We start from the raw sequence: 19,657 nt of genomic DNA, 5'->3' as shown, positions 1-19,657 counted from the left end.
CGAAGGCTCGTTTGCATGCTCGAAAGTTCGACCGGCCCTACAACAGTAAATACAACCGGAGGCACAAAAGGTTAACTTCCCGCCTTGTTTGTCCATTGTGCGCTTTTGCACGGGAGGCTATTATTCGATTTGAAAGCGATCACAAGGGAAGAGGGGATTTACTCATGTTAAAAAAAACGACGAGAAGTTTGGTTGCGGTCACAATGTTATGTTTGTCTTTGGCTGCTTGCGGCGGCACTGCCGAGGAAGGGGCGTCACCCGCCCCGAATAACGAGGCGACGCCGCCCCCCAAGCAAGCGGAGCCGGTCAAGCTGGTCATGCTGCAGGACGGCGCAACGATTACGGACGACGAGTTCAAAAACTTGATCGCCGCGCCGATTCACGCCAAATATCCGAACATTACAGTCGAGATGAGGAGAAACACGACGGGCGATAAAGGAGTCCAGGACTTGATCGCGGGGGGAGATTTTCCGGATTTCATTTTTACGACCTACCCGAGAATTACGCTTCACCGGGATTTGGGAACGTCCTACGATTTGACAGAGCTGGTCAAGACGCACAAAATGGATCTCGGCAAATTCGATCCGGCGGCGATGGAAACGTCGAGGGTGTACGGCGGCGGCAAAGACAAGCTGTACGCAATTCCGTTCTCGCTCAATTTCTTTGCTTTGTTCTACAACAAAGATTTATTCGATACGTTCGGCGTCACTTACCCGACGGATGGGATGACCTGGGACGATGTGTACGAAATGGCCCGGAAATTTTCGCGCGTGGTGGACGGCGTCCAGTACAGGGGCGTGGTTCTTCCGGGGCTGCTGGACCTGAGCACGCAGCTTACGCTTCCCTACGTGAGCCAGACGACCGGCAAAGCGAACGTGGAAACGGACGGCTGGAAAAGACTGTTCGCCATGGTCAAAAAGTTCAACGACATTCCCGGCAGCAAGGGCGGCACGGTCAACAATTTCCTCAAGGACCAAACGGCGGCGATGTCTCCCGGCTACGACGTGCGGATCGCCTCGCTGGAGGCGTTAAACAATACGCCGCAGCAGTTCAATTGGGACCTCGTCCAGTTTCCAAGCTACCCGGATTTGCCGAATGTGGCGGGTGCCTCATCCGGCCATTTCCTGATGGTTTCGGCTTTGAGCAAGCATAAGGAAGAAGCATTTCAGGCGATCGAGCTGCTGACCGGCGCGGAAACGCAAAAATTAATTACGAACAACGGCAGGTTCACCTCGCTGAACGATCAGGCGCTGAAAGAGCTGTACGGCAACAACATCAAATCGCTGCAGGGGAAAAACACGAAAGGCGTATTCAAAAGCAAATTCGCTCCGCCGTATACGCCTTCGAAATACGACCCGCTGGTTCAGCCTTATTTGAATAGCGTGATGACCAAAGTGATCAACGACGAGACCGACATCAACAGCGCGCTTCGCGAAGTGGGAGAAGCGGCCAATCGGGATATCGCGGCCAAAAGCCAATAGGCAAAAACGCAAGACAGACCCGCTGCCGATTGGCGGGCCTGTCTGGTTCACTCTTGAACCATGCGTTGCGCCGGTCCGACGACGGTCGCGCCGGATGCGGCAAACCGGTCGATGAGATCGAGCGGCAAATGGTCGGTCGCCAGCCGGTCGTAGTGGGCGACTTGGATGACGCCCTGCGGATCGATCAAAAATTCGGCCGGGATGCGGTGGAAGTTGGTGCCATCCTCACGGGTCAAGGCAAATCCTTCGGACGCCGCTTCGGCCACAACCGTTTCCGTATGCGCGTCGCGCATCGTCTCCTGCACTTTTCCTCGGACACTTCGTTCACCGTATGCGAACAGGGAGGAACTATGCTTCATTCATCGTATCCCGCTATGCTGCAAACCAAAACGAATCCGCCCGCTTCATCGGAAAACGAAGTGCTGCGCGCTCATATTCTGGATGAACTCCCACACGTCCGCGACCGCATCCGGCTTCTGTCCGCCTGCGCACCGGCCGGCTTCGGCAAAACGGCGCTACTGCATCAATGGGCTAGCTTCCGTTAAAAACAAAAAAGCCGCGATCTGCGGCTTTTTGTACTAGGACGAGCTTTTAATTTATTTTTATAGTGCCGTGACCTTGATGTCTGTTCCCGTAGCTGCGGTCGGACGATTGCCGGCGGCCGTAATGCTGAGCCGGTCCAATTTCATACCTCCTTTGACTTCAGCTTGAAATACAGAGCGGCGGTCAAAAGGTTTCAAACCAAGGGAGACGTGGTATGCTTGGGCCGGAAGCGGCTCGGCGGCATCCCGGTCCAACGGTGAAATTGCCGCGAGAAATGATGGACCGAGCTGAACCCGAGCCGTCTGGCGATTTCTTCGACCGTCACATCGGTCTGCAAGAGCAGCTCCTTGGCCTGCTTCAGCTTCAGCTCGCTTACGTATTGGCGGGGAGAAATGCCGTACACCTGGGTGAAAATTTTCGTGCACCGGTTGCGGCTCATATGGAGATCCCTGGAAATTTCGCTGATGCATGTATCGGAATAGACGGTTGCGGACAGTTTCTGCTCGATTTTATGGGCAATATTCGTTTGGAACAAAGAAAGGGACCGGACATCCGTTTCCTGCCCGCAGGCGGCCTGCTGCTCGTCCAGGCGTAATTCGGCGATTTCTCGGATCAGCAAAAGGCTGTGTGCCTGAAGCGCAAGTTTGCCGGTAAGCTGGCGGATTTTTTGATGCGCGTCGGCTGCGGCTGCTGCCTGCTCCTGATTGTCGCGAACGGCTTGTTCAATTTCGCGATAGCGTTCCGTCAGCCGGGTGCCGTCTGCTTTTTCTTTGGCAATGTGATGGAAGGGGGTGGAATTGAGCATTTTGCGCAAATCCGGATCATCGATGTCGAAATGCATATTGAAAAAAGAAAAGTTTGTCTCGGAATCGTTTTCAAAACGGTGCCGCACGCCCGCCTTCAGAAACAGCCAGTCGCCGGAGCCGAACGCCAGCTTCCGGTTGCCAATCCATACGTGGACGCGCCCGTCCCGACAGTACATCAGCTCGCACAAATGATGATGGTGCTCCCGGAACGTCCATCCCGGCGGTTTGACGCCGAATTGAAAGCCCAACATCTGGAACGTATAGATCATCCTTTCCCAAAACATTTCCATGGCCGATCACCTCCGCCTAAAGTCCGAAACCATCCGCACATTTGTCCCCAGTATATCACGCCTGCTCCGATGTGGGGCACAAATGGTTAACTTCTCGTTTTGTTTGTCCCTTATATTCCCGGCTCCGGAAAGCTATCATCGGAACTGTAAGCGATTACGAATCATTGGAGGAGGGAATGGAATGAACGATTTAACGATCAGCAGAAGAAAACTGTTGGCTTCGATTGGAGCAGCTGGAGCGGTATTGGCGGCAAGTGGAATAGTAAACGCGGGTGCGTCGGTTGGTTTTGGGAACGTGACGGAAAGCGTATACGGTAATGGCAAAGATGACAAGGGTGACGGCAAGTTTCACTGGAAAGACTTGGAGCCGATCGATCTTTGCGTCAAGGTTACGCTTGCAGAGCTTAGGGGCGGGGCCGATTCCCGTCCGGAGGACGCTTACTTTGTGGTTGATGCGGGCCAAGAAGGCATTTTCCTATACGACGAGACAGACGTCTCTAGTTCGGACAATACCGGTACGATAGTCGTGACTACCGGCGGCAAACGGTTTAAACGGGTGCACGACGCCGGAACGGTCAACGTAAAATGGTTCGGGGCGAAGGGCGACGGGGTGACCGATGATACGCAGGCGATCAACGACGCGATCGGCGGCGGGAACGTCACGGCCTACATTCCGCAAGGCGTCTACCTGATCGATGCGGACGCATCGGGCCTCGGGGATTTGTCCGCCGGCATCGAGGCGAAGGATAATACGACGATCGTTATAAGCCCGCAAGCGGTGTTGAAAGCAAAACCGACGTCCGCCGGACGGTATTATGTCATCAACATTTTCGGCAAGCAAAATGTAACCGTCGAGGGCGGCGGAAAAATTATCGGCGAGCGGGACGAGCATACAGGGACGACCGGCGAGCATGGGTTCGCCATCGGCATCGGCGGCTCCACGCACGTGCGGATTCGCAACCTGTACCTGGCAAATTGCTGGGGCGACGGGGCGGTCGTCGGGCAGGACAAAGTAAAAACGGCCAGCAGGGATGTCGCTTTCTTCAATGTACGCTGCGACAACAACCGAAGGCAGGGCGTCAGCGTGACGTACTGCGAGAACGTGCTCTTCGACGGCTGCACATTCGAGAATACGAGAGGCACGCTGCCCCAATGCGGGATGGACATTGAGCCCGACACAGGCGGGATTTGCCGAAATGTGACGATCGTGAACTGCTTGTTCCAAAACAACGCCAATTACGGCTTGAGCTTGAACGGGAGAGTCGGTACGGTCGAAAACATCGTCGTCGATTCGAACCGGTTTGTCGGCACGGAAATGGGCGCGTTTAACTCGGTTTGGAACGTCAATAACGTTACCTTCAAGAACAACGTCGTTGACGTGCTGTATACGTATCAGGGGGCCGTTTACATGTCGATTATTAAAAATCATTTGGTGGAAGGGAATTTGATACACAACCCGAACGGGGTCGCCATGGACGTGAAAATGTCCTCGGGCGTGCAGGTGGCCAATAACCTGTTCACGAACGTGAAATCGACCAGCGTGCGTATGGCGACGGTTACCCATTGTCAGGTCTTTGGCAACTGCATTGACGAAAGCGGCAATACCGGCGGGACGGATATATCACTCGCGACGGCGTCGAGTTTCAACAGCATTCAGGGCAACATCATTCGCAATCGGCTGAAAAATGCGGGCACTGCCACGGCGGGCGGCGTCAATTCGATCACGCTGGCGGCGACGGCGTCCGCGGTATCGGGCGAATATAACGGGATGCTGCTCTTTGTTGTCGCGGGGACGGGGATCGGGCAGAAACGAAATGTTGCCTCGTATAACGGCACCACGAAAGTCGCTGTCGTGACTACGGCCTGGACGACCGTTCCGGACGCGACCTCGAAGTATGAAGTCCGCTACGGGTCGGACAATGCGATCAAAGTAAACGCGGCCGTAGACAGCTACAATCGGATTCACGGCAACCAACTGATCTTCGGGACGAGGTTGCAAAGCTCGACCGGCATCGTCGATTCGGGCACCGGCACGGTCGTAAACGACAATACGTATTTCGATCCCGTTTAAGCCTTAGATAACCGACTGTCGAGGCTTTGAAAACCTGAATCATTGGAAGGGGTTTGTTGGAGAATGGCTGACGGAGTTGGCACCAAATAAATTAGCAATGGAACATTCTTCTGACAGTCAACAAAATGAGCACGTAAAGTCTGCACGTGGTGAAGAAGAGATGCTTATGAAATTGATTTACGATGGCAGAAGACCCTTACATACTAAAAATAGCTACACATTTACTGTATATCGGAAGAAGGATATAATTTTCAGGTCGTCAAATTTCATTCAACGGGCAGAATTCTTTAAGAGCAATCGAAGTGAACCTTATCACAAGTAATGGCAAGTTTTTTTGGGTGAAACGTGCAGGAGCCTGTTAAAGCGTGTTGAGCAGCATGGGTTTGGGGTAGGTCACTCGTCCCCGAAACGTCGGCTCAAGAGTGTTTTAACGGGCTTTTTTGGATCAGATGACGATTGTGTACTTAGTCAATCGACTTCGACATAAGGGACATCTACGGCTTCGAACACTTCGAGTTCAGTGTTACGTTCCACGAAAACTACGAATTGGTGACAGTGACAGCCTAGCGTTCGTGCTGCAAAAGGGGTCTTGGTACTAGGTCACGAATATGATATATGTTCGAAAGTGTGCTTGAAACGATATTGATTGAGCCATAGAGGTGAAAATTATGAGTTTTGAAGAAAAAGATACAGTACCCCTTGAATTATTAAAGTTAGTTGGAGATGACCAAACTTCATTATGTTGGGAAAATACAGCGAAGACTTATTATATTCAGGGTAAAAGTGGAGTAAATAAATATTTGAAAATACAAGAACTAGGTAATGTTGAATCGTTGGAACGACAAGCCCAAAAGTTGTTGTGGTTATACAATAAGTTACCTGTTGCGAAGGTTATTGATTACGGTGTGATGGGGAATTATGAGTATTTATTAACACTTGAATTGCCAGGCATAGAAGCTTCCAATAAGCAGTTTTCTACAAATACTGAAAAGATGATCTCTTTATTGGCACAAGGTCTTCGGAGAATTCATGAAGTTTCAATTGAAGATTGTCCATTTGATAATTCATTTGAGCGGTTGATGAGTATTATTCAATACAAGTTTAAAAGAGGGATTGAATTTGATTCAACGGAGTTGCATAGGAAGTTTGGTGAGGACAATGTTGAAAAGTTGCTACTTGAAGTCGAAAATTACCCTCGGGAACTGAAAGAAGATTTAGTATTTACGCATGGTGACTACAGCCTGCCTAACATCATTATTGCTGATGATTCTATAAGTGGATTTATTGATCTAGGGAATTGTGGAATCGCGGACCGTTATTACGATTTGGCAGTAGCTGAGAAGAGCATTATCAGAAACTTCGGTAAGCAATGGGTCGAATTATTCTTTACACACTATGGAATTTCAGAAATTGATTATACAAAAATAAGATTCTATCAAATCGTAGAGCATTTAGTTTGGGCTTGATCAACAACGAAACTCATGTCATGTCCTATCTATAAAGGCTTTCCCCGTTAGGGATGGTTGTATAAAAATTGCCGTTACAGACAGCGCGGAGAACCGTATCACAAATAGAGCGGAATTTTGTGTATTTGGGCCAATAACCATTACGCTAACGGGCAGAAGAGTGTGGTGGAACGGCTATTTATTATCGCTCAATATTTTGCCAGAGTAACACATCCGACTCACCTACAATATGATGTGTATAGAAATCTAAAGAGGTGAGCCAATGGCAGTCGTAAAAGCTAGGAAACAGGATATTGATATGTTGGCAAGGTTGCTTCGAGCTGAAGCTGAGACCGAAGGCGAAATGGRCATGCTCCTTGTTGGAAATGTTGGCATTAACCGAATAAGAGCGAATTGCTCCGATTTTAAAGGAATCCGGACAATTCCCCAAATGATCAACCAGCCGCATGCGTTCGAAGCATTGCAACATGGTATGTACTATCAAAACGCAAGAGAGAGGGAACGCCGTCTGGCGCAACGGGCTGTGAATGGGGAGCGGAATTGGCCAGGAAAATTCTCCCTATGGTATTTCCGTCCAGGAACGTTCGAAAATCCCGGACCATGTCCGCCAACTTGGTATAATCAGCCGTTCGTAGGACGATGGAAGAAGCACTGTTTTTATGAACCGACCGCGAAAGAATGTGAAAATGTATATAATACTTTTTAATTTTATAAATATAAAGAGCTCAGGATCTCTTAACCTCAGCCATGTGTCGGTTGACAAGAACTTTATCTCATTAGAGTGCCGCGTAAATCGCGGCTTCTTTGGGTTTAGTGGAATAAAGTTGTTGTCACGGTCATTATTCGGAAACTATACCCACGTGACAGGCCGTCCGATGTCGGATGACAAGAACATTAGCCGAATGAAGTCTGCTTGAATTGCGGGCTTTATTTATTATCTGTTTAACGAACGGGAAAGAAAGTTAAAAAAAGGAAAGTCACGATGGGGGGAGAATAAGTAGAAACCCAAAGGACATTTGCGAATGGGTCGAAAAGGGAGCCGATTATAACGCATGGARTCTGACTCCCGGGACACGATTATTCAATAAGAAACCAGGACGAGGCTGCCGGCATAAATCGGCAGCCTTATTGAACGGGAGGGAACATGATATGACCAAAAAAATATTTATCGTGAGGACCTTTATTATTTCGCCTGTACTTGACTCTTCCGTGGCGGAAGACTTTATACTGCTGATAGGTCAAAACAAAGAAGGGAGGACGAGGGCGTTGTGGTTGTGGAGGGCTTGATCAGCATCGGGCAGCTGTCTTTGGATATGGGGATTTCTATTCGCACCATCAGGTACTATGAGGAAGTCGGCATTTTGAAGCCCGCCAAAACTTCGGACTCGAACTATCGGTATTATGGGCCGCCTGAGATCGAAAAGCTCGGCATCATAATGTTTTTGAAAAAGATCGGTTTTTCTCTTCAGGACATCAAGACCGTTCTGGCCGAAAATCGGAGATTGCCTGTATTGCATATGATCGGTGAGCTTCAAAAGAAAATGGATCAGGAAATCACACAAATTACGGAAAAAATAGAGATTCTTCACTCGTTAGCGGCAGCAATCAGTGACAACACTCAGGTTGACCGTTAGAAGTGGTAAGTGAAGTGATCCTTAACAAGAAGGAGCATATCCGTATGGTACTAAAGGACGATTTGCCGGTCAAAATCATCGGTGTAGGTAGCGGTAGTATGACCGCATTGAACAAGCTGACCGAAAACGGCGCGAAAATGGACATTATCCACGTGGATCAAGATAAAGGCATCTTAATGCAATCCAAAGCCTACTGCAAAATCCTGCTTTCTGATTCAGCGGCTGAAGAAGAATGGACTCAAATTTTGAGTGCGATGAAAGGCAGCGATATCTTATTACTGCTGGCCAGCCTGGATGGCGGATTTGTCTCTTCGACAGTACCGCTTATTGCGCGGGAAGCCCGGAAGATGGGCATCCTTACGGTCGGCGTAATCGCGGAAGCGGCTAGTGGGAACGCCGAAGCAGCGCTCGAAAATTTGAGGGAATACGTGGACATGCTGCTTGATCTGCCACTTGAAACAGCTGATGAATTTATGCAAAATGCCGTTAATTGTGTGTTGTCCCTCATCCGAGCAACAATTACCGTGGATATCGAAGACATTAAATTTTTGATTAGGGAAAAGGGGTATGCCCAGTTCGGCATAAGCAGGGCCGCCGGAGAAAACCGGGCACAGGCTGTTGTGGATCAACTCTTGAACAACCGCCAGTTAGTTGACGACATCAACAAAGCGGATAGCATTATCCTAAATATTTCAGGTTCTAATAGCATACATATCGACGAAGTCAATCTGATTGTGGAAACGGTACAGTCAAAAATCAAACCAGAAGCGAGCATGATATTTGGAACGGTCATCGATGAAGAAGCACAAGATAACTTGTTGCTCACCATTGTGGCTGCCGGATCGATTCACAGGAGAACAAAAAAGGTCACCCACACTATGGACAACCTCCGGCAAAAAACTCTAGATGGCGTCTATTTAGACGGGGAACGATAGTTTAATAAGAAACCAGGGCGAGGCTGTCGGCATGGATCGGCAGCCTCGTTGGGAAATTTGCATCGGGGGGATAATAACATTGAAATTAAAATCGAAGGTTGTGTCACTTGCTTTACTAGCATCATTGTCGTTGTCGTCAGTAGTACAGGCCAATTCTAACAGATATCAAAGTTCAGTTCCTGAAGTTTCCTTTACTGCTTCTGATTCGAGTGAGGGAACGGTAACAAGTGATACCTATTATGGTCAGAATGAATCGATAGAAAACATCATCGTTTACATCTATACTGAGGAATCATCCATTACTATGAATGTTGGAGAAACAAAGAATTTGTATGTCCAAGCCAAATATTTGACTGGAATACGTTCTGATATTACATCTTCTTGCAGGTACCAGGTACACAAGGTTCGAGTGTTCAAGTATCTAGTGATGGACTCATCACCACTACGGGAACTACTGGTAAATCAAAAGTAATCGTAAATTACCAAAATATGATTTTGTCGATAGAGGTGAATGTAAAGAATCAGGCAAAAATTGATGAGATTCTCTCCAGTTACAACGATGTAAATGGTCACTGGGCTGAGTCAGAGATTGCTTGGGCTATTACTAATAAGATCATACAAGGTTATGAAAACAAGACTTTCAGACCGGAAAGTGGAATAACGGAAGCTGAATTAATGACATTCATCTTTAGGGCTCTTAAATTCGATAATACCGATGTTAAGTCACAATCCCTTGGTCACTGGTCTGACGAGGTGTATGGTCTTAGTAATAAGTACAATATACCATTGGACGGTTATCAAGATGCAGCTAAGCGAGATTCGAGAATAACTCGTAAGAAAGCAGCGGAAATCATTGTTGCCGTTGATGGGTTGAAGTTGCAAGACACACGGGCAATCTCTTATATGCTGGCCAGAAGTTTTTCAGATGGAAAAACTGTAGAAGGTTATCGCGGAGAAGATTACTTAACCCGAGCTGAGGCGATTAAGTTGATCTTCAATTTAAGAGAAAAAGGTGTGCAAGAGGTCAAGAAAGCTATGTAGCAATTCTGCGATCAGCGCTACTATTATCAACATCCTATACCTAAGAGCTACACTATCGGGCACGTTAGTTCCATAAACAACAGGACGAGACTGCCAGCATAGAACGGCAGCCTCGTTGAACGGGCAGGATAGTTGAAAATGTAAAATCCGTGTCAGAGCAAACGCTATTGACAAACCATCTACTRCGTGWTACTTTATAGCTGTAGTAAGTAACACTTCATACCAGTGATACAGAATAGCAAGGGGTGATTGTGCTGGAAAATCTAACGGAAATGCTTAAAGGGGCGCTTGAGGGCTGTGTCCTTGAAATTATAAGCCGCAAAGAAACCTAYGGCTACGAAATCACGCGGCGGCTGAACGCCCTCGGCTTCACAGATGTTGTGGAGGGAACGGTGTACACCATCCTGATCCGGATTGAAAAAAACAAGTTAGTGGAGATCACCAAGAAGCCCTCCGACATGGGACCGCCGCGAAAGTTTTTCGCGATCAACGACGCGGGGCGCGAGGAGCTGCGGAGGTTCTGGGAAAAATGGGAGTTCGTATCATCAAAAATTAACGAGTTAAAGGAGAAAAAATRATGAATTTTTGGGAAAAAATCACCGGCAGCGACATGACTAAAGAATTTAAAGCTTTTGAATCGCGAGTCAAAAAACTGCCGGCTGATTATCAAGCGGCATGGGAAAAAATTAATGCCAATCTTTGGCCGCACTCCGATTTCACCGGTCGCAACCTCATGCCAATTCTTGACGGTGTGCTTGGCCTGCTCGAAGAAACGGCGGCGGACGGTCAGAGTGTCCAAGAGGTTTTGGGTGACGATATCAAAGGMTTCTGTTCAGCGCTGGCCGGCGAAGAAGGGGCAAAGTCTTTTCGCGACAAGTGGCGCGAGCAACTCAACAAGAATATCGCTAAAAAATTAGGTAAATAGGAGGGATAAAATGAGAATACGAGATATCATCGAAGGCAAAAAAGAGTGGCGAGCGCATGTGGCGCGTGTCAAAGCGCTCCCGCAAGATTATCAGATTGTTTATAAAGAGATTCAAAAATATCTTTTTAAGGTYGGCCCTGTTGAGCTAACCGACGGGACGGGTTTGCTCTCGGGGATTGTCGATCTTTTTGAAGAGGGCGCGGCCTTGGGGAAAGGCGTGCTCGAAGTGACGGGCAGTGACGTAGCGGCTTTCTGCGACGATCTAATCAAAGATTCAAAAACTTACGCTGACATCTATCAAGAATCTGTTAACCAAGAAGTTAACAAGGCCATGAAAAAAGTTACAGATAAAAGAAAGTAAAGGGGGGATATCAGGATGGAAAAAGCAATTGAAGTGAAAGGTCTGCGAAAGTCTTTCAAGGACACAAAAGTCCTAAAAGGCGTCGATTTTGAAGTGAAGCGAGGTGAGATTTTCGCCCTGCTTGGCTCCAACGGCGCGGGCAAGACGACGATTGTCAGAATCCTCACCACGCTGCTCAAACAGGACGGAGGCACCGCCACCGTAAACGGATTTGACGTCGCGTCAAAACCCGACAATGTGCGGCGTGCGATCAGTCTGACCGGGCAATTTGCCGCCGTGGACGAGATATTGACCGGGCGGGAAAATCTTATCATGATCGCCAAACTCCGACACCTTAAGAATCCGCGTCATGTCGCGGATGATTTACTGAATCGCTTCGGCTTGACCGACGCCGCCGACCGCAGGGTGTCCGCCTATTCGGGCGGTATGCGCCGCAGGCTCGACATTGCCATGAGCCTGATCGGAAAACCGCAGCTCATTTTCCTCGACGAGCCGACCACTGGGCTTGACCCCGAGGCACGCATTGAGGCTTGGAGGATTGTCAAGGAGCTTGCCGACGGTGGCACGACGGTATTCCTGACCACTCAGTATTTGGATGAGGCTGAACAACTTGCCGATAGAATTGCCATTTTGCATAGGGGCAGGATTATTGCCAATGGCACGCTTGAGGAACTGAAAAAGCTGTTCCCGCCCGCAAAGACGGAGTACGTGGAAAAACAACCTTCATTGGAGGAGATATTCCTCGCAATCATCGGTAAAAAGGAGGAAAAGTAACAATGAATGAACATTTTTTCAGCGACATGAGCGTGATGCTTGGACGTTCCATGCGCCATATTTTGCGAAGCATGGACACCATCTTCACAGTTTGCATCACTCCGATTGCGATGATGCTGCTGTTCGTCTATGTGTTTGGCGGCGCAATCCAAACCGGTACGGATAACTATGTGAACTACCTGTTGCCCGGCATACTGCTAATGGCTATTGCTAGTGGGGTGGCCTATGTGGCTTACCGCCTGTTTTTGGATAAGCAACGGGGCATCATTGAGCGGTTCCACTCCATGCCGATTGCGCGTTCCACCGTGCTGTGGGGGCACGTGCTGACCTCGGTGGTATCCAACGTCATTTCGGTTGTCGTCATCATTCTCGTAGCGCTTATTATGGGCTTTCGCTCGTCAGCGGGGGTACTGTCTTGGCTTGCCGTAGCCGGCATACTCGTACTGTTTACGCTGGCTTTGACTTGGGTCGCGGCGATTGCCGGACTGTCCGCGAAATCGGTGGAAGGTGCTAGTGTGTTTTCCTATCCGCTTATCTTCCTGCCTTTTATCAGTTCGGCCTTTGTGCCGACCGAAACGATGCCGTCAGTCGTACGCATCTTTGCCGAAAACCAGCCGGTGACCTCTATCGTAGAAACCATCCGTGCTCTATTGTCAAGTCAACCGGTAGGCAATGATATCTGGGTCGCTCTTGCGTGGTGCTTAGGGATACTGATCGTCGCATATCTATTTGCGGTGCGTGCATACAGACGGAAAGCAGCTTAATGTTTGCAGGTATAATCGCACGAGGCGCCAACTCAAGCGGAGTGGATCAATTGAATCTGGAAAAGCGAAGCGTTCGCCTTTAAAAAGGGATGCCTCCCTCGATGCTTCCCATACGGGTATCCCTTTATAACAGCAATTGGATCAGACGGCGCTGAATCCTGCCGCATCGACAATAAGAATCCGCGCAAGGTACCAGCTCAACCTATCAAAAATTACTGAAGCAGAAGCGATTGGGCTAATCTATATACAGACGCGGAAAATATTGGGCCAATGCCCCCAGAAATCCTTTTTCGGCCATAAGGGGATTAAAAAGGACAATGGGGGGAACTCCCTAACTGCTTCCTCCCCGCACGCCAAACTGAATGCATACGTCAAAAGACCGTCCGGTAATATTCCCGGACGGTCTTTACTTACACCTATTACAAACCTTTCGTACGGTCTTCGTTGTAAGAAGACGTCATCATGGCTACTATGAACAGAGCAAACGTAACGATGACCAGCCAAAAAGTTGTCGAAGTGAATATTGCCATGTGTTAGCACCTCTTTCCGTTGCGTTCTTATCACATTTATTATACCCAACTGTCCTGAAAAAGAAAATGTTCAAATGTGAACATTTCGTGTTCACCATTTCCCCGGTGCATTACTTGAAGAACAGGAAGTTCGTAGGCAGCGAGCGGAGGCGCCCATCGGACGGCTTGTTAATGACTTGTCCTTCCACGACAAGGGAGGATGAACCGCCTCCGTCCAGGTTGTAGGCATCGCGTACACGCAGCGACGCGAGCCGATCCTGCAGCTCGGCGAGCGTCGCGCCCGAGTTGCCGCGTTCATCGTAGCCCTCGGCGACGATGATGAGCAGCTGATCGTTGCCGAAGTTGCCGATTACGGTACGCGGGGCACGCTTCGGCGAATTCGCCCATTGTGCGGGAATCGCCTGCTTGACGCCCTTCTGCAGCAGCACCGGGACGAATGTTGCGCCGAACGACGGCTTCAGCTTGTCCAGCTCACTCTGGCTGGAGAAGCGCCCGCCGATTAGCTTACGGTCCGTACTTAAGCCAACGAACGCCAAGTTCTCGAACGAAGGCTCGAAGCCATATACATATTTGCCATTCTGCATCGTCGTGCTCAGCGGGAAACGTCTGCCGCCGTTATCATCGGCGAAGCCGCCCGCGTTCACACCTGCGACCGCACCGAGACGTTTGGTAGCTTCCAGAGTAGTTTCACTGTTGCCGATCTTGTCTTTGGCTAGCGCCATCTTCATGGCACTATCGGACTTCAAATTCACTTTCAGAGCATGTCCTTTGTAATTGGCATCTGAGAATTGATACAGCTTCAAGTCAATATTGCCCGATGTGATCGTCCGTACCGGCTTGCCCATCTGGGCAGACATCCGATTGTCGAATATTTGCTCCGGCCTGCTTGCCTGTGCTACGGCCAACTGCAGCATGACACTCATATCTGTCGCACTCTGTTGATATTGCTGGAACGTCTTCTCGATCGTCCCCCCAATAGCAACAGCATCGGTCTTTGCTTTGTCGAGTCCCTGACTAACTGGCGCTGCAGCTCCTGAGATTGAGAATAATTGCAACGATGCCTTATGCGGGAGCGAGAGCGAAATCGACCAGGAAGTGGCCATCATCCAGATCATGATGCCCATGAACGGGGCACACACGAGCAAGAAGAATCGATTCATTTCCCTGATTGTTATTGTCATTGCAGCACATCCAAGTTTTTCTTCAGCTCATCCAGCTTCTTCTTCACTTCTTGTAGTTGCGTATACAGTTGGTTGCTGTTGTCGGTCTTGCTGTTGGCGCTATCCTTGGAGAAGGCCAACAGTTCATTGAACGAATCGACCTTCGCTTGCAGTTTGGACATGTCCGAAGTGAAGCTGTCCTTCAGGGTGTCCAATTGCTTCTGATAGTCGGTTTGCAGAGTCTGGATCTGCAACTGAGTCTGATTCGATAGTTCGGCGGTGATCTGCTGCTTAATATGCTGCGTATACCAAACCGCTCCGAGAATCCCCGTAGCGATAAGCAAGAACCAGCTCATGAAGAAGAGTATGTACGATTTTCTGCGCGATGTGACGGCTTTAGTAGATTTGTTCGTACGCGCAGGAGCCATAGCAGGAGTGGCGACAGATTCCAATTGTGTATTCATGCGGTTTCACCTCTTCTACTATTCTATCAATTTGATTCGACAGTTTCTAGTAATTTCGTCGTTTTTCGATATTCGTTTGGCGAAACGCCCACCCGTTTTTTGAAAACTTTGCTGAAATATTTCTCATCCTGGTAGCCGACCGCCTGGGCCACATCTGCTATTTTCAACAAAGGATTATGCAGCAGCAGCTTGGATTTGTCGATCCGGACCCGGCTAAGATATTCAATCACATTTTCCCCGAACTGCTGTTTGAACTTGCGCGAAATGTATTCACGGCTTAGAAAAAAATGGTCGGCCAGATCTTGCAGAGTCAGATCCCGAGCATAGTGTTGATCGAGGTATCGGGCGATGTCGAATAGGATGTTGGCTCCCTGCAGATGATGAGCTTGCAGTCGCTTGGCGAGCCGCAGCATGCTTTCAGTAAGCTCTTGCTGCCATAACTCAATCGAGATTCTACCCTTGCTATCCATAGGTACGATGAATGGTGTCCCTTCCGAAGGCAATCTCAGTTCGGGAACCTCTTCCATGAATAGATCTTCAACCCACCTTGCTTTCAGCATATTATATTCGTGCCCCCACAACTCCAATTGCTCGATGGTGATCCGCTCCAGAGCCACGACGGCTGCAATCCACTGATTCACGGCTTCTTCGATCTGTTCCTGTCTCCCACTGCGGACGGCCATTCGAATGTGCTCTTCGAAATCAGTCAAGCGCAAGGCGCCGGGCCGCTCCTCCGAATGCTGTTCGTATATCGTGATTCGGCTCCCCTTCTCCAGCAGATTGCGGTTGCGGAGTGCAGAACGAGCTTCCTTATACGACTCATGCAGTTGCTCGGGAAAATGTTTCTGCCGACCGACTCCGAAGTCGAACTCGGCGCGAAGCGTCTCCCGCATGCTTCGGCTTACCTGGCTTATGATCGATTCCGTATCAGACAAGTGGTTCCATAAGAGAATAATGATCTCGCTGTCATTGGTCCAATTGCGAAAGGCGGTGCCGGCTTGTTTCCTCTCCAGAATTTCGTTGCAAATATTAATCAGCGAGAAATATAACAAATCCAGGCGGTAAGCAAATCGCTCCCGAATGGATTGCTCCATCGTATCCAGACTCAACACGGCAATCGTACAGACGGTTGCGTTCTTCATACTTGGAAATTCCTGATACAGATGTTCCTGGAGCATGTGAAACTCGGAATTGTCCTTCAATAGCGTAGACAGCAGCTTATCTCTGTACACGGGCTTGATCCGGTTCATCTCCATATTGTGCTGATGCTCCTGCACTCGCAGTTGCTCGTCCTGCTTCCAGCTCTTCACCGCATTGAGCAGCGCTTGTTGCAGCTGTACGGGATCAAGCGGCTTCAGCAAGTAGACGCTCCCTCCGTATTTCACCGCATGCCGCATGAACTCCATATCATACTGCCCGCTGATCACAATGATTTTACAAGGAATCGCCCGAAGTTGTATCCATTCCAGCATATCCATTCCGTTACAGAGCAGCATCATCATATCCGTGATCACAATCTCAGGACGCTCATGCTCCAGAATGGATTTGGCCAATAGGCAAGAATTAGCTTCTAGTACAGTATCAATCTCCAGAGTGTTCCAATCTGTCAACGAACGTATGGTATCTCGAACATGCAATTCTTCATCCACAATCAACGCCTTCATGCCGGTCCCTCCCGATTTGCACAGGCTTGTACGATTCGACCGTCACCTTGGCTTCCTGATTGTGTTGCAGCACGCAGGCAATGTACATAGACGCCTGTAACGACATAATGGTTGCGTCATGTGCTGCATTCGATCATGAATTTGAGGTCTTTGCAATCATTGTGAGCAATCGGAGTTCAAACTATTCCAACTTGGGAATCGAGGCCATACTGAAACCTTCGGATGGAATTGTTGTTTTTGGGCATAGTAGGTTGTAAAAAAAACCGAAGGAGCCATATGGAACCGAGAAACATTACTGAACAAGCTTATGATGCGGACGGGATTATTGTTGGCGGGGGAATTGCAGGACTGCAGGCCGCTCTGCAGCTTGGCAGGTACGGCTATCGCGTATTGGTTATTGATGCGGGTCGAGGTCGCTCCACGTTATGCCGCAGTTATCATAATGTGCTGGGGTGGCCTGATGGCATATCTGGGCCCGAACTTCGCCGTCTGGGGCGACAGCAGGCTGAGGCTGTGGGGGTTCGATTCGTGCTTGACGAGATCTTAGAGGCAGTGATGCTGCCCGTGAAGAAAGGCGGAGGGTTCAGACTGACCGGGAAGGTAGTCGAGGGTTCGAGAGATCCGGTAGGTCCGGGAGGTTCGCAATATGTAGGCCGTGTGCTGCTCTTGGCGACTGGCATCCTCGATCGGTTTCCGAATTTACCTGGATTGGAATGCTGCCTGGGCAAGTCGGTATATGTATGTCCCGATTGCGACGGCTATGAAATCAAGGGGCACAAGACGATCGTGCTGGGTGCTGGTGACGTAGGGGCGAACATGGCGCTAACCCTGACACATTGGAGCGAACGATTGGTGTATGTGAACCATGAGCAGAGTGATGTCAAGCTGGTCTCGCTTCAAGAGCTGGAGCGGCATGGAATCGAATATATCGCCGAGCCGATCGAACGCGTACTCGAGTCGGATGATGGTTGCTTCGAGGGCGTGCAGTTGAGCACTGGCAGAATTGTTGCCGGTGAACGTGGATTCATCGCCTTCGGGGGGAATCGCGTACATTCAGACTTGGCGCGGCAGTTGGGCGTCGAACGTCTCGAGAACCGCCACATTGTAACCGATCCCCGTACGAAGATGACGAATGTATCTGGTGTTTGGGCCGCAGGCGATGTCGCTGTTCATGCTGAGCAGGTGACGATTGCGATGGGTGAAGGAAGCCAAGCGGCTATTTGGATGAACAAACTTTTATCGGGCAAGCTCACCCTTTCGTCAACTTCTGGATGAACGTGTTCAAGCTGTCCGACCCTCCGATGAACAATCGTTTGAGCGCATAAGGGTTTTGAGATGTATCCGCAAACCCTTGATCAATTGTGAATGCCAGCTTGTATTTGTTTTCCTGTAATAGTTTGATCGTAGTTTTATTGAACAGGCCGTAAGGATAACAGAATACTTCCGACTTGATCCCGAGATGATCTTCGAGTTGTTTGGCCGATTCTTCAATTTCTACTCGCTGCTTCTCCTCCGTTAACTTGGTTAGTTGAGGGTGCGTCATCCCATGTGGCTGAATGTCCCAGCCTGCTTCTTGCAACTCCTTGGCTTGCTTCCAATCGATATACCAGCCATCGCCTACTGATCCAGGCGACATGAATAGGGTGGCGTGGAACCCGTACTTTTTCAATATCGGCAGTGCCTGTTCATGATTGTCTGCATAGCCGTCATCGAATGTGAGCAATACAGATTTCGGCGGAGCTTGCAGCTTGCCTTCCCATATGTCGATGAACTGTTGCAGCGTTAGAGGGGTATACTTTTCTTTGGCTAAGTAAGCCATCTGCTCTTCTAGCTTCTTAGGATCGAGCACGGCATTGTTGTCGGGTTCTGTACCTATACTATGATAATTTAATACCGGGATACGGGTAATATGGGCTGTTTCTATAGGTTTCTGCTGTTGTTGATGTTGCTGTGACGGCGTTGGCTCCGGGGAAATTAGCTTGGCATTTGGCTGTGCAGGTGCAGGTTGAATGGGTACGACAGACACTTCTGCTTTCGTGTCCGGGTGACCCGACGTTGAGAGGCTCATCGACATCGACTGTTCGTTAGGCGGATTGGATCGGGATGGCTCCCCTGTTCCATGTGCGGAAGACTGAGAACTCGATATAGAGACAGATGGAGATGAGGAAGCGGTTGCAGATTTGGAATCGGGTGATGCATGAGATGGTGATGATCCAGCCGACACTCCTGATGCTGGATTAGGTCCTGATCTTGATCCTACTTCAGATCCAGACCTTGATCCGGATCCTGATCTGGCTGCAGGTTCGGTGGCTGAACTCGCAGTCGATCCGAATGCAGACTCGGTTGAGTTCGCCGACTTCTGCGAAACAGACTGACTGCTTTCTTTTTTCGTGCAACCTGCAATTCCCACTGCAGTCACGATCATCCAAATCGTCATTACGCTGACCATCTTGTTTTTGCCCATCTATGACACCGCCACGATTCAATATCGTACCCCTAGCAGCTAGCAGGACTTTTCTACTATATACATATACGAGGAACACTAGATTCATTCCTTTTATTTTTTGTTGGGCCTCCTATTTTATTCTGTAAGCGGTTGCGGATTTGTCGGGAAAACGGCCGTTCCAAGTGAAAAATTTTTTGAACCTCCACGCAGGTGCTGTAAGACGAAAAATAGGCTGTCGATTCATTGTAGATAGAAGCTAAGACGGCCGTTCCAAGTGAAAAAGGACCCTTATGCTCAAACAT

20 protein-coding genes are annotated in these 19,657 nt (G+C 49.2%); 14 read left to right on the top strand and 6 right to left on the bottom strand.

From position 1 onward, the window contains the following. Positions 1-164 precede the first annotated feature (164 nt). Positions 165-1,481, top strand: coding sequence for an ABC transporter substrate-binding protein (locus AC1DWB_RS06180; protein WP_477540163.1), 1,317 nt, complete (start codon positions 165-167; stop codon positions 1,479-1,481). Between the two features lie 47 nt (positions 1,482-1,528). On the opposite strand, the gene AC1DWB_RS06175 is transcribed toward AC1DWB_RS06180, so the two are convergent. Beyond that, complete coding sequence (locus tag AC1DWB_RS06175; protein ID WP_477540162.1) at positions 1,529-1,774, bottom strand: hypothetical protein; 246 nt, start codon at positions 1,772-1,774, stop codon at positions 1,529-1,531. 57 nt (positions 1,775-1,831) lie between these two features. Between AC1DWB_RS06175 and AC1DWB_RS06170 the strand changes: the two genes are divergently transcribed. Then, the gene (locus tag AC1DWB_RS06170; protein WP_477540161.1) at positions 1,832-2,026 is read left to right on the top strand and encodes a hypothetical protein; all 195 of its coding nucleotides are present in this window, start codon (positions 1,832-1,834) and stop codon (positions 2,024-2,026) included. Between the two features lie 191 nt (positions 2,027-2,217). On the opposite strand, the gene AC1DWB_RS06165 is transcribed toward AC1DWB_RS06170, so the two are convergent. After that, positions 2,218-3,120, bottom strand: a complete 903-nt coding sequence (locus tag AC1DWB_RS06165; protein WP_477540160.1) for a helix-turn-helix domain-containing protein — start codon at positions 3,118-3,120, stop codon at positions 2,218-2,220. 181 nt (positions 3,121-3,301) lie between these two features. Between AC1DWB_RS06165 and AC1DWB_RS06160 the strand changes: the two genes are divergently transcribed. From AC1DWB_RS06160 to AC1DWB_RS06110, 11 genes are all read left to right on the top strand, one after another. Beyond that, a complete protein-coding gene (locus AC1DWB_RS06160; protein ID WP_477540159.1) occupies positions 3,302-5,191 on the top strand; it encodes a right-handed parallel beta-helix repeat-containing protein in 1,890 nt (629 codons plus the stop codon). Positions 5,192-5,859: 668 nt separating this feature from the next. Continuing rightward, positions 5,860-6,657: an APH(3') family aminoglycoside O-phosphotransferase gene (locus tag AC1DWB_RS06155; protein ID WP_477540158.1), complete on the top strand. Its 798-nt coding sequence runs from the start codon at positions 5,860-5,862 to the stop codon at positions 6,655-6,657. A 262-nt stretch (positions 6,658-6,919) separates the two neighbouring features. Beyond that, the gene (locus tag AC1DWB_RS06150; RefSeq protein ID WP_477540157.1) at positions 6,920-7,363 is read left to right on the top strand and encodes a cell wall hydrolase; all 444 of its coding nucleotides are present in this window, start codon (positions 6,920-6,922) and stop codon (positions 7,361-7,363) included. Positions 7,364-7,925: 562 nt separating this feature from the next. Further along, on the top strand, positions 7,926-8,291 hold the full coding sequence (locus AC1DWB_RS06145; protein WP_477540156.1) for a MerR family transcriptional regulator: 366 nt from the start codon (positions 7,926-7,928) through the stop codon (positions 8,289-8,291). A 44-nt stretch (positions 8,292-8,335) separates the two neighbouring features. Continuing rightward, on the top strand, positions 8,336-9,226 hold the full coding sequence (locus AC1DWB_RS06140) for an FtsZ/tubulin family protein (protein ID WP_477540155.1): 891 nt from the start codon (positions 8,336-8,338) through the stop codon (positions 9,224-9,226). A gap of 381 nt (positions 9,227-9,607) precedes the next feature. Beyond that, positions 9,608-10,267 (top strand): S-layer homology domain-containing protein, encoded by a 660-nt coding sequence (locus tag AC1DWB_RS06135; protein ID WP_477540154.1) that lies wholly within the window; start codon positions 9,608-9,610, stop codon positions 10,265-10,267. A gap of 272 nt (positions 10,268-10,539) precedes the next feature. Continuing rightward, complete coding sequence (locus AC1DWB_RS06130) at positions 10,540-10,845, top strand: PadR family transcriptional regulator (RefSeq protein ID WP_477540192.1); 306 nt, start codon at positions 10,540-10,542, stop codon at positions 10,843-10,845. Further along, complete coding sequence (locus AC1DWB_RS06125) at positions 10,845-11,192, top strand: DUF1048 domain-containing protein (protein ID WP_477540153.1); 348 nt, start codon at positions 10,845-10,847, stop codon at positions 11,190-11,192. The genes AC1DWB_RS06130 and AC1DWB_RS06125 overlap by 1 nt, the downstream gene beginning before the upstream one ends. 10 nt (positions 11,193-11,202) lie before the next feature. Next, complete coding sequence (locus tag AC1DWB_RS06120) at positions 11,203-11,553, top strand: DUF1048 domain-containing protein (RefSeq protein ID WP_477540152.1); 351 nt, start codon at positions 11,203-11,205, stop codon at positions 11,551-11,553. A gap of 15 nt (positions 11,554-11,568) precedes the next feature. Next, complete coding sequence (locus AC1DWB_RS06115; protein WP_477540151.1) at positions 11,569-12,327, top strand: ABC transporter ATP-binding protein; 759 nt, start codon at positions 11,569-11,571, stop codon at positions 12,325-12,327. A 2-nt stretch (positions 12,328-12,329) separates the two neighbouring features. Next, on the top strand, positions 12,330-13,091 hold the full coding sequence (locus AC1DWB_RS06110) for an ABC transporter permease (protein ID WP_477540150.1): 762 nt from the start codon (positions 12,330-12,332) through the stop codon (positions 13,089-13,091). A gap of 640 nt (positions 13,092-13,731) precedes the next feature. On the opposite strand, the gene AC1DWB_RS06105 is transcribed toward AC1DWB_RS06110, so the two are convergent. Genes AC1DWB_RS06105 through AC1DWB_RS06095 form a run of 3 tightly spaced genes read right to left on the bottom strand, consistent with a single transcriptional unit; the run spans position 13,732 to position 16,909 of the window. Then, positions 13,732-14,802, bottom strand: coding sequence for a phosphodiester glycosidase family protein (locus tag AC1DWB_RS06105; protein WP_477540149.1), 1,071 nt, complete (start codon positions 14,800-14,802; stop codon positions 13,732-13,734). Continuing rightward, positions 14,799-15,245, bottom strand: a complete 447-nt coding sequence (locus AC1DWB_RS06100; protein ID WP_477540148.1) for a hypothetical protein — start codon at positions 15,243-15,245, stop codon at positions 14,799-14,801. Before AC1DWB_RS06100 ends, AC1DWB_RS06105 begins: the two co-directional genes overlap by 4 nt. Positions 15,246-15,271: 26 nt before the next feature. Beyond that, entirely contained in the window at positions 15,272-16,909 is a 1,638-nt protein-coding gene (locus AC1DWB_RS06095; RefSeq protein WP_477540147.1) for an AraC family transcriptional regulator, read from the bottom strand. A gap of 276 nt (positions 16,910-17,185) precedes the next feature. Between AC1DWB_RS06095 and AC1DWB_RS06090 the strand changes: the two genes are divergently transcribed. Further along, positions 17,186-18,184: an NAD(P)/FAD-dependent oxidoreductase gene (locus AC1DWB_RS06090; protein WP_477540146.1), complete on the top strand. Its 999-nt coding sequence runs from the start codon at positions 17,186-17,188 to the stop codon at positions 18,182-18,184. On the opposite strand, the gene AC1DWB_RS06085 is transcribed toward AC1DWB_RS06090, so the two are convergent. After that, positions 18,159-19,373 carry a polysaccharide deacetylase family protein gene (locus tag AC1DWB_RS06085; protein WP_477540145.1) on the bottom strand — a complete coding sequence of 405 codons (1,215 nt, stop codon included), beginning with the start codon at positions 19,371-19,373 and terminating at the stop codon, positions 18,159-18,161. The genes AC1DWB_RS06090 and AC1DWB_RS06085 overlap by 26 nt on opposite strands. Between the last annotated feature and the right edge of the window lie 284 nt (positions 19,374-19,657).

This window comes from Paenibacillus sp. P4_E11 (assembly GCF_056401635.1).
This window is presented reverse-complemented; position numbering and strand designations above follow the sequence as displayed.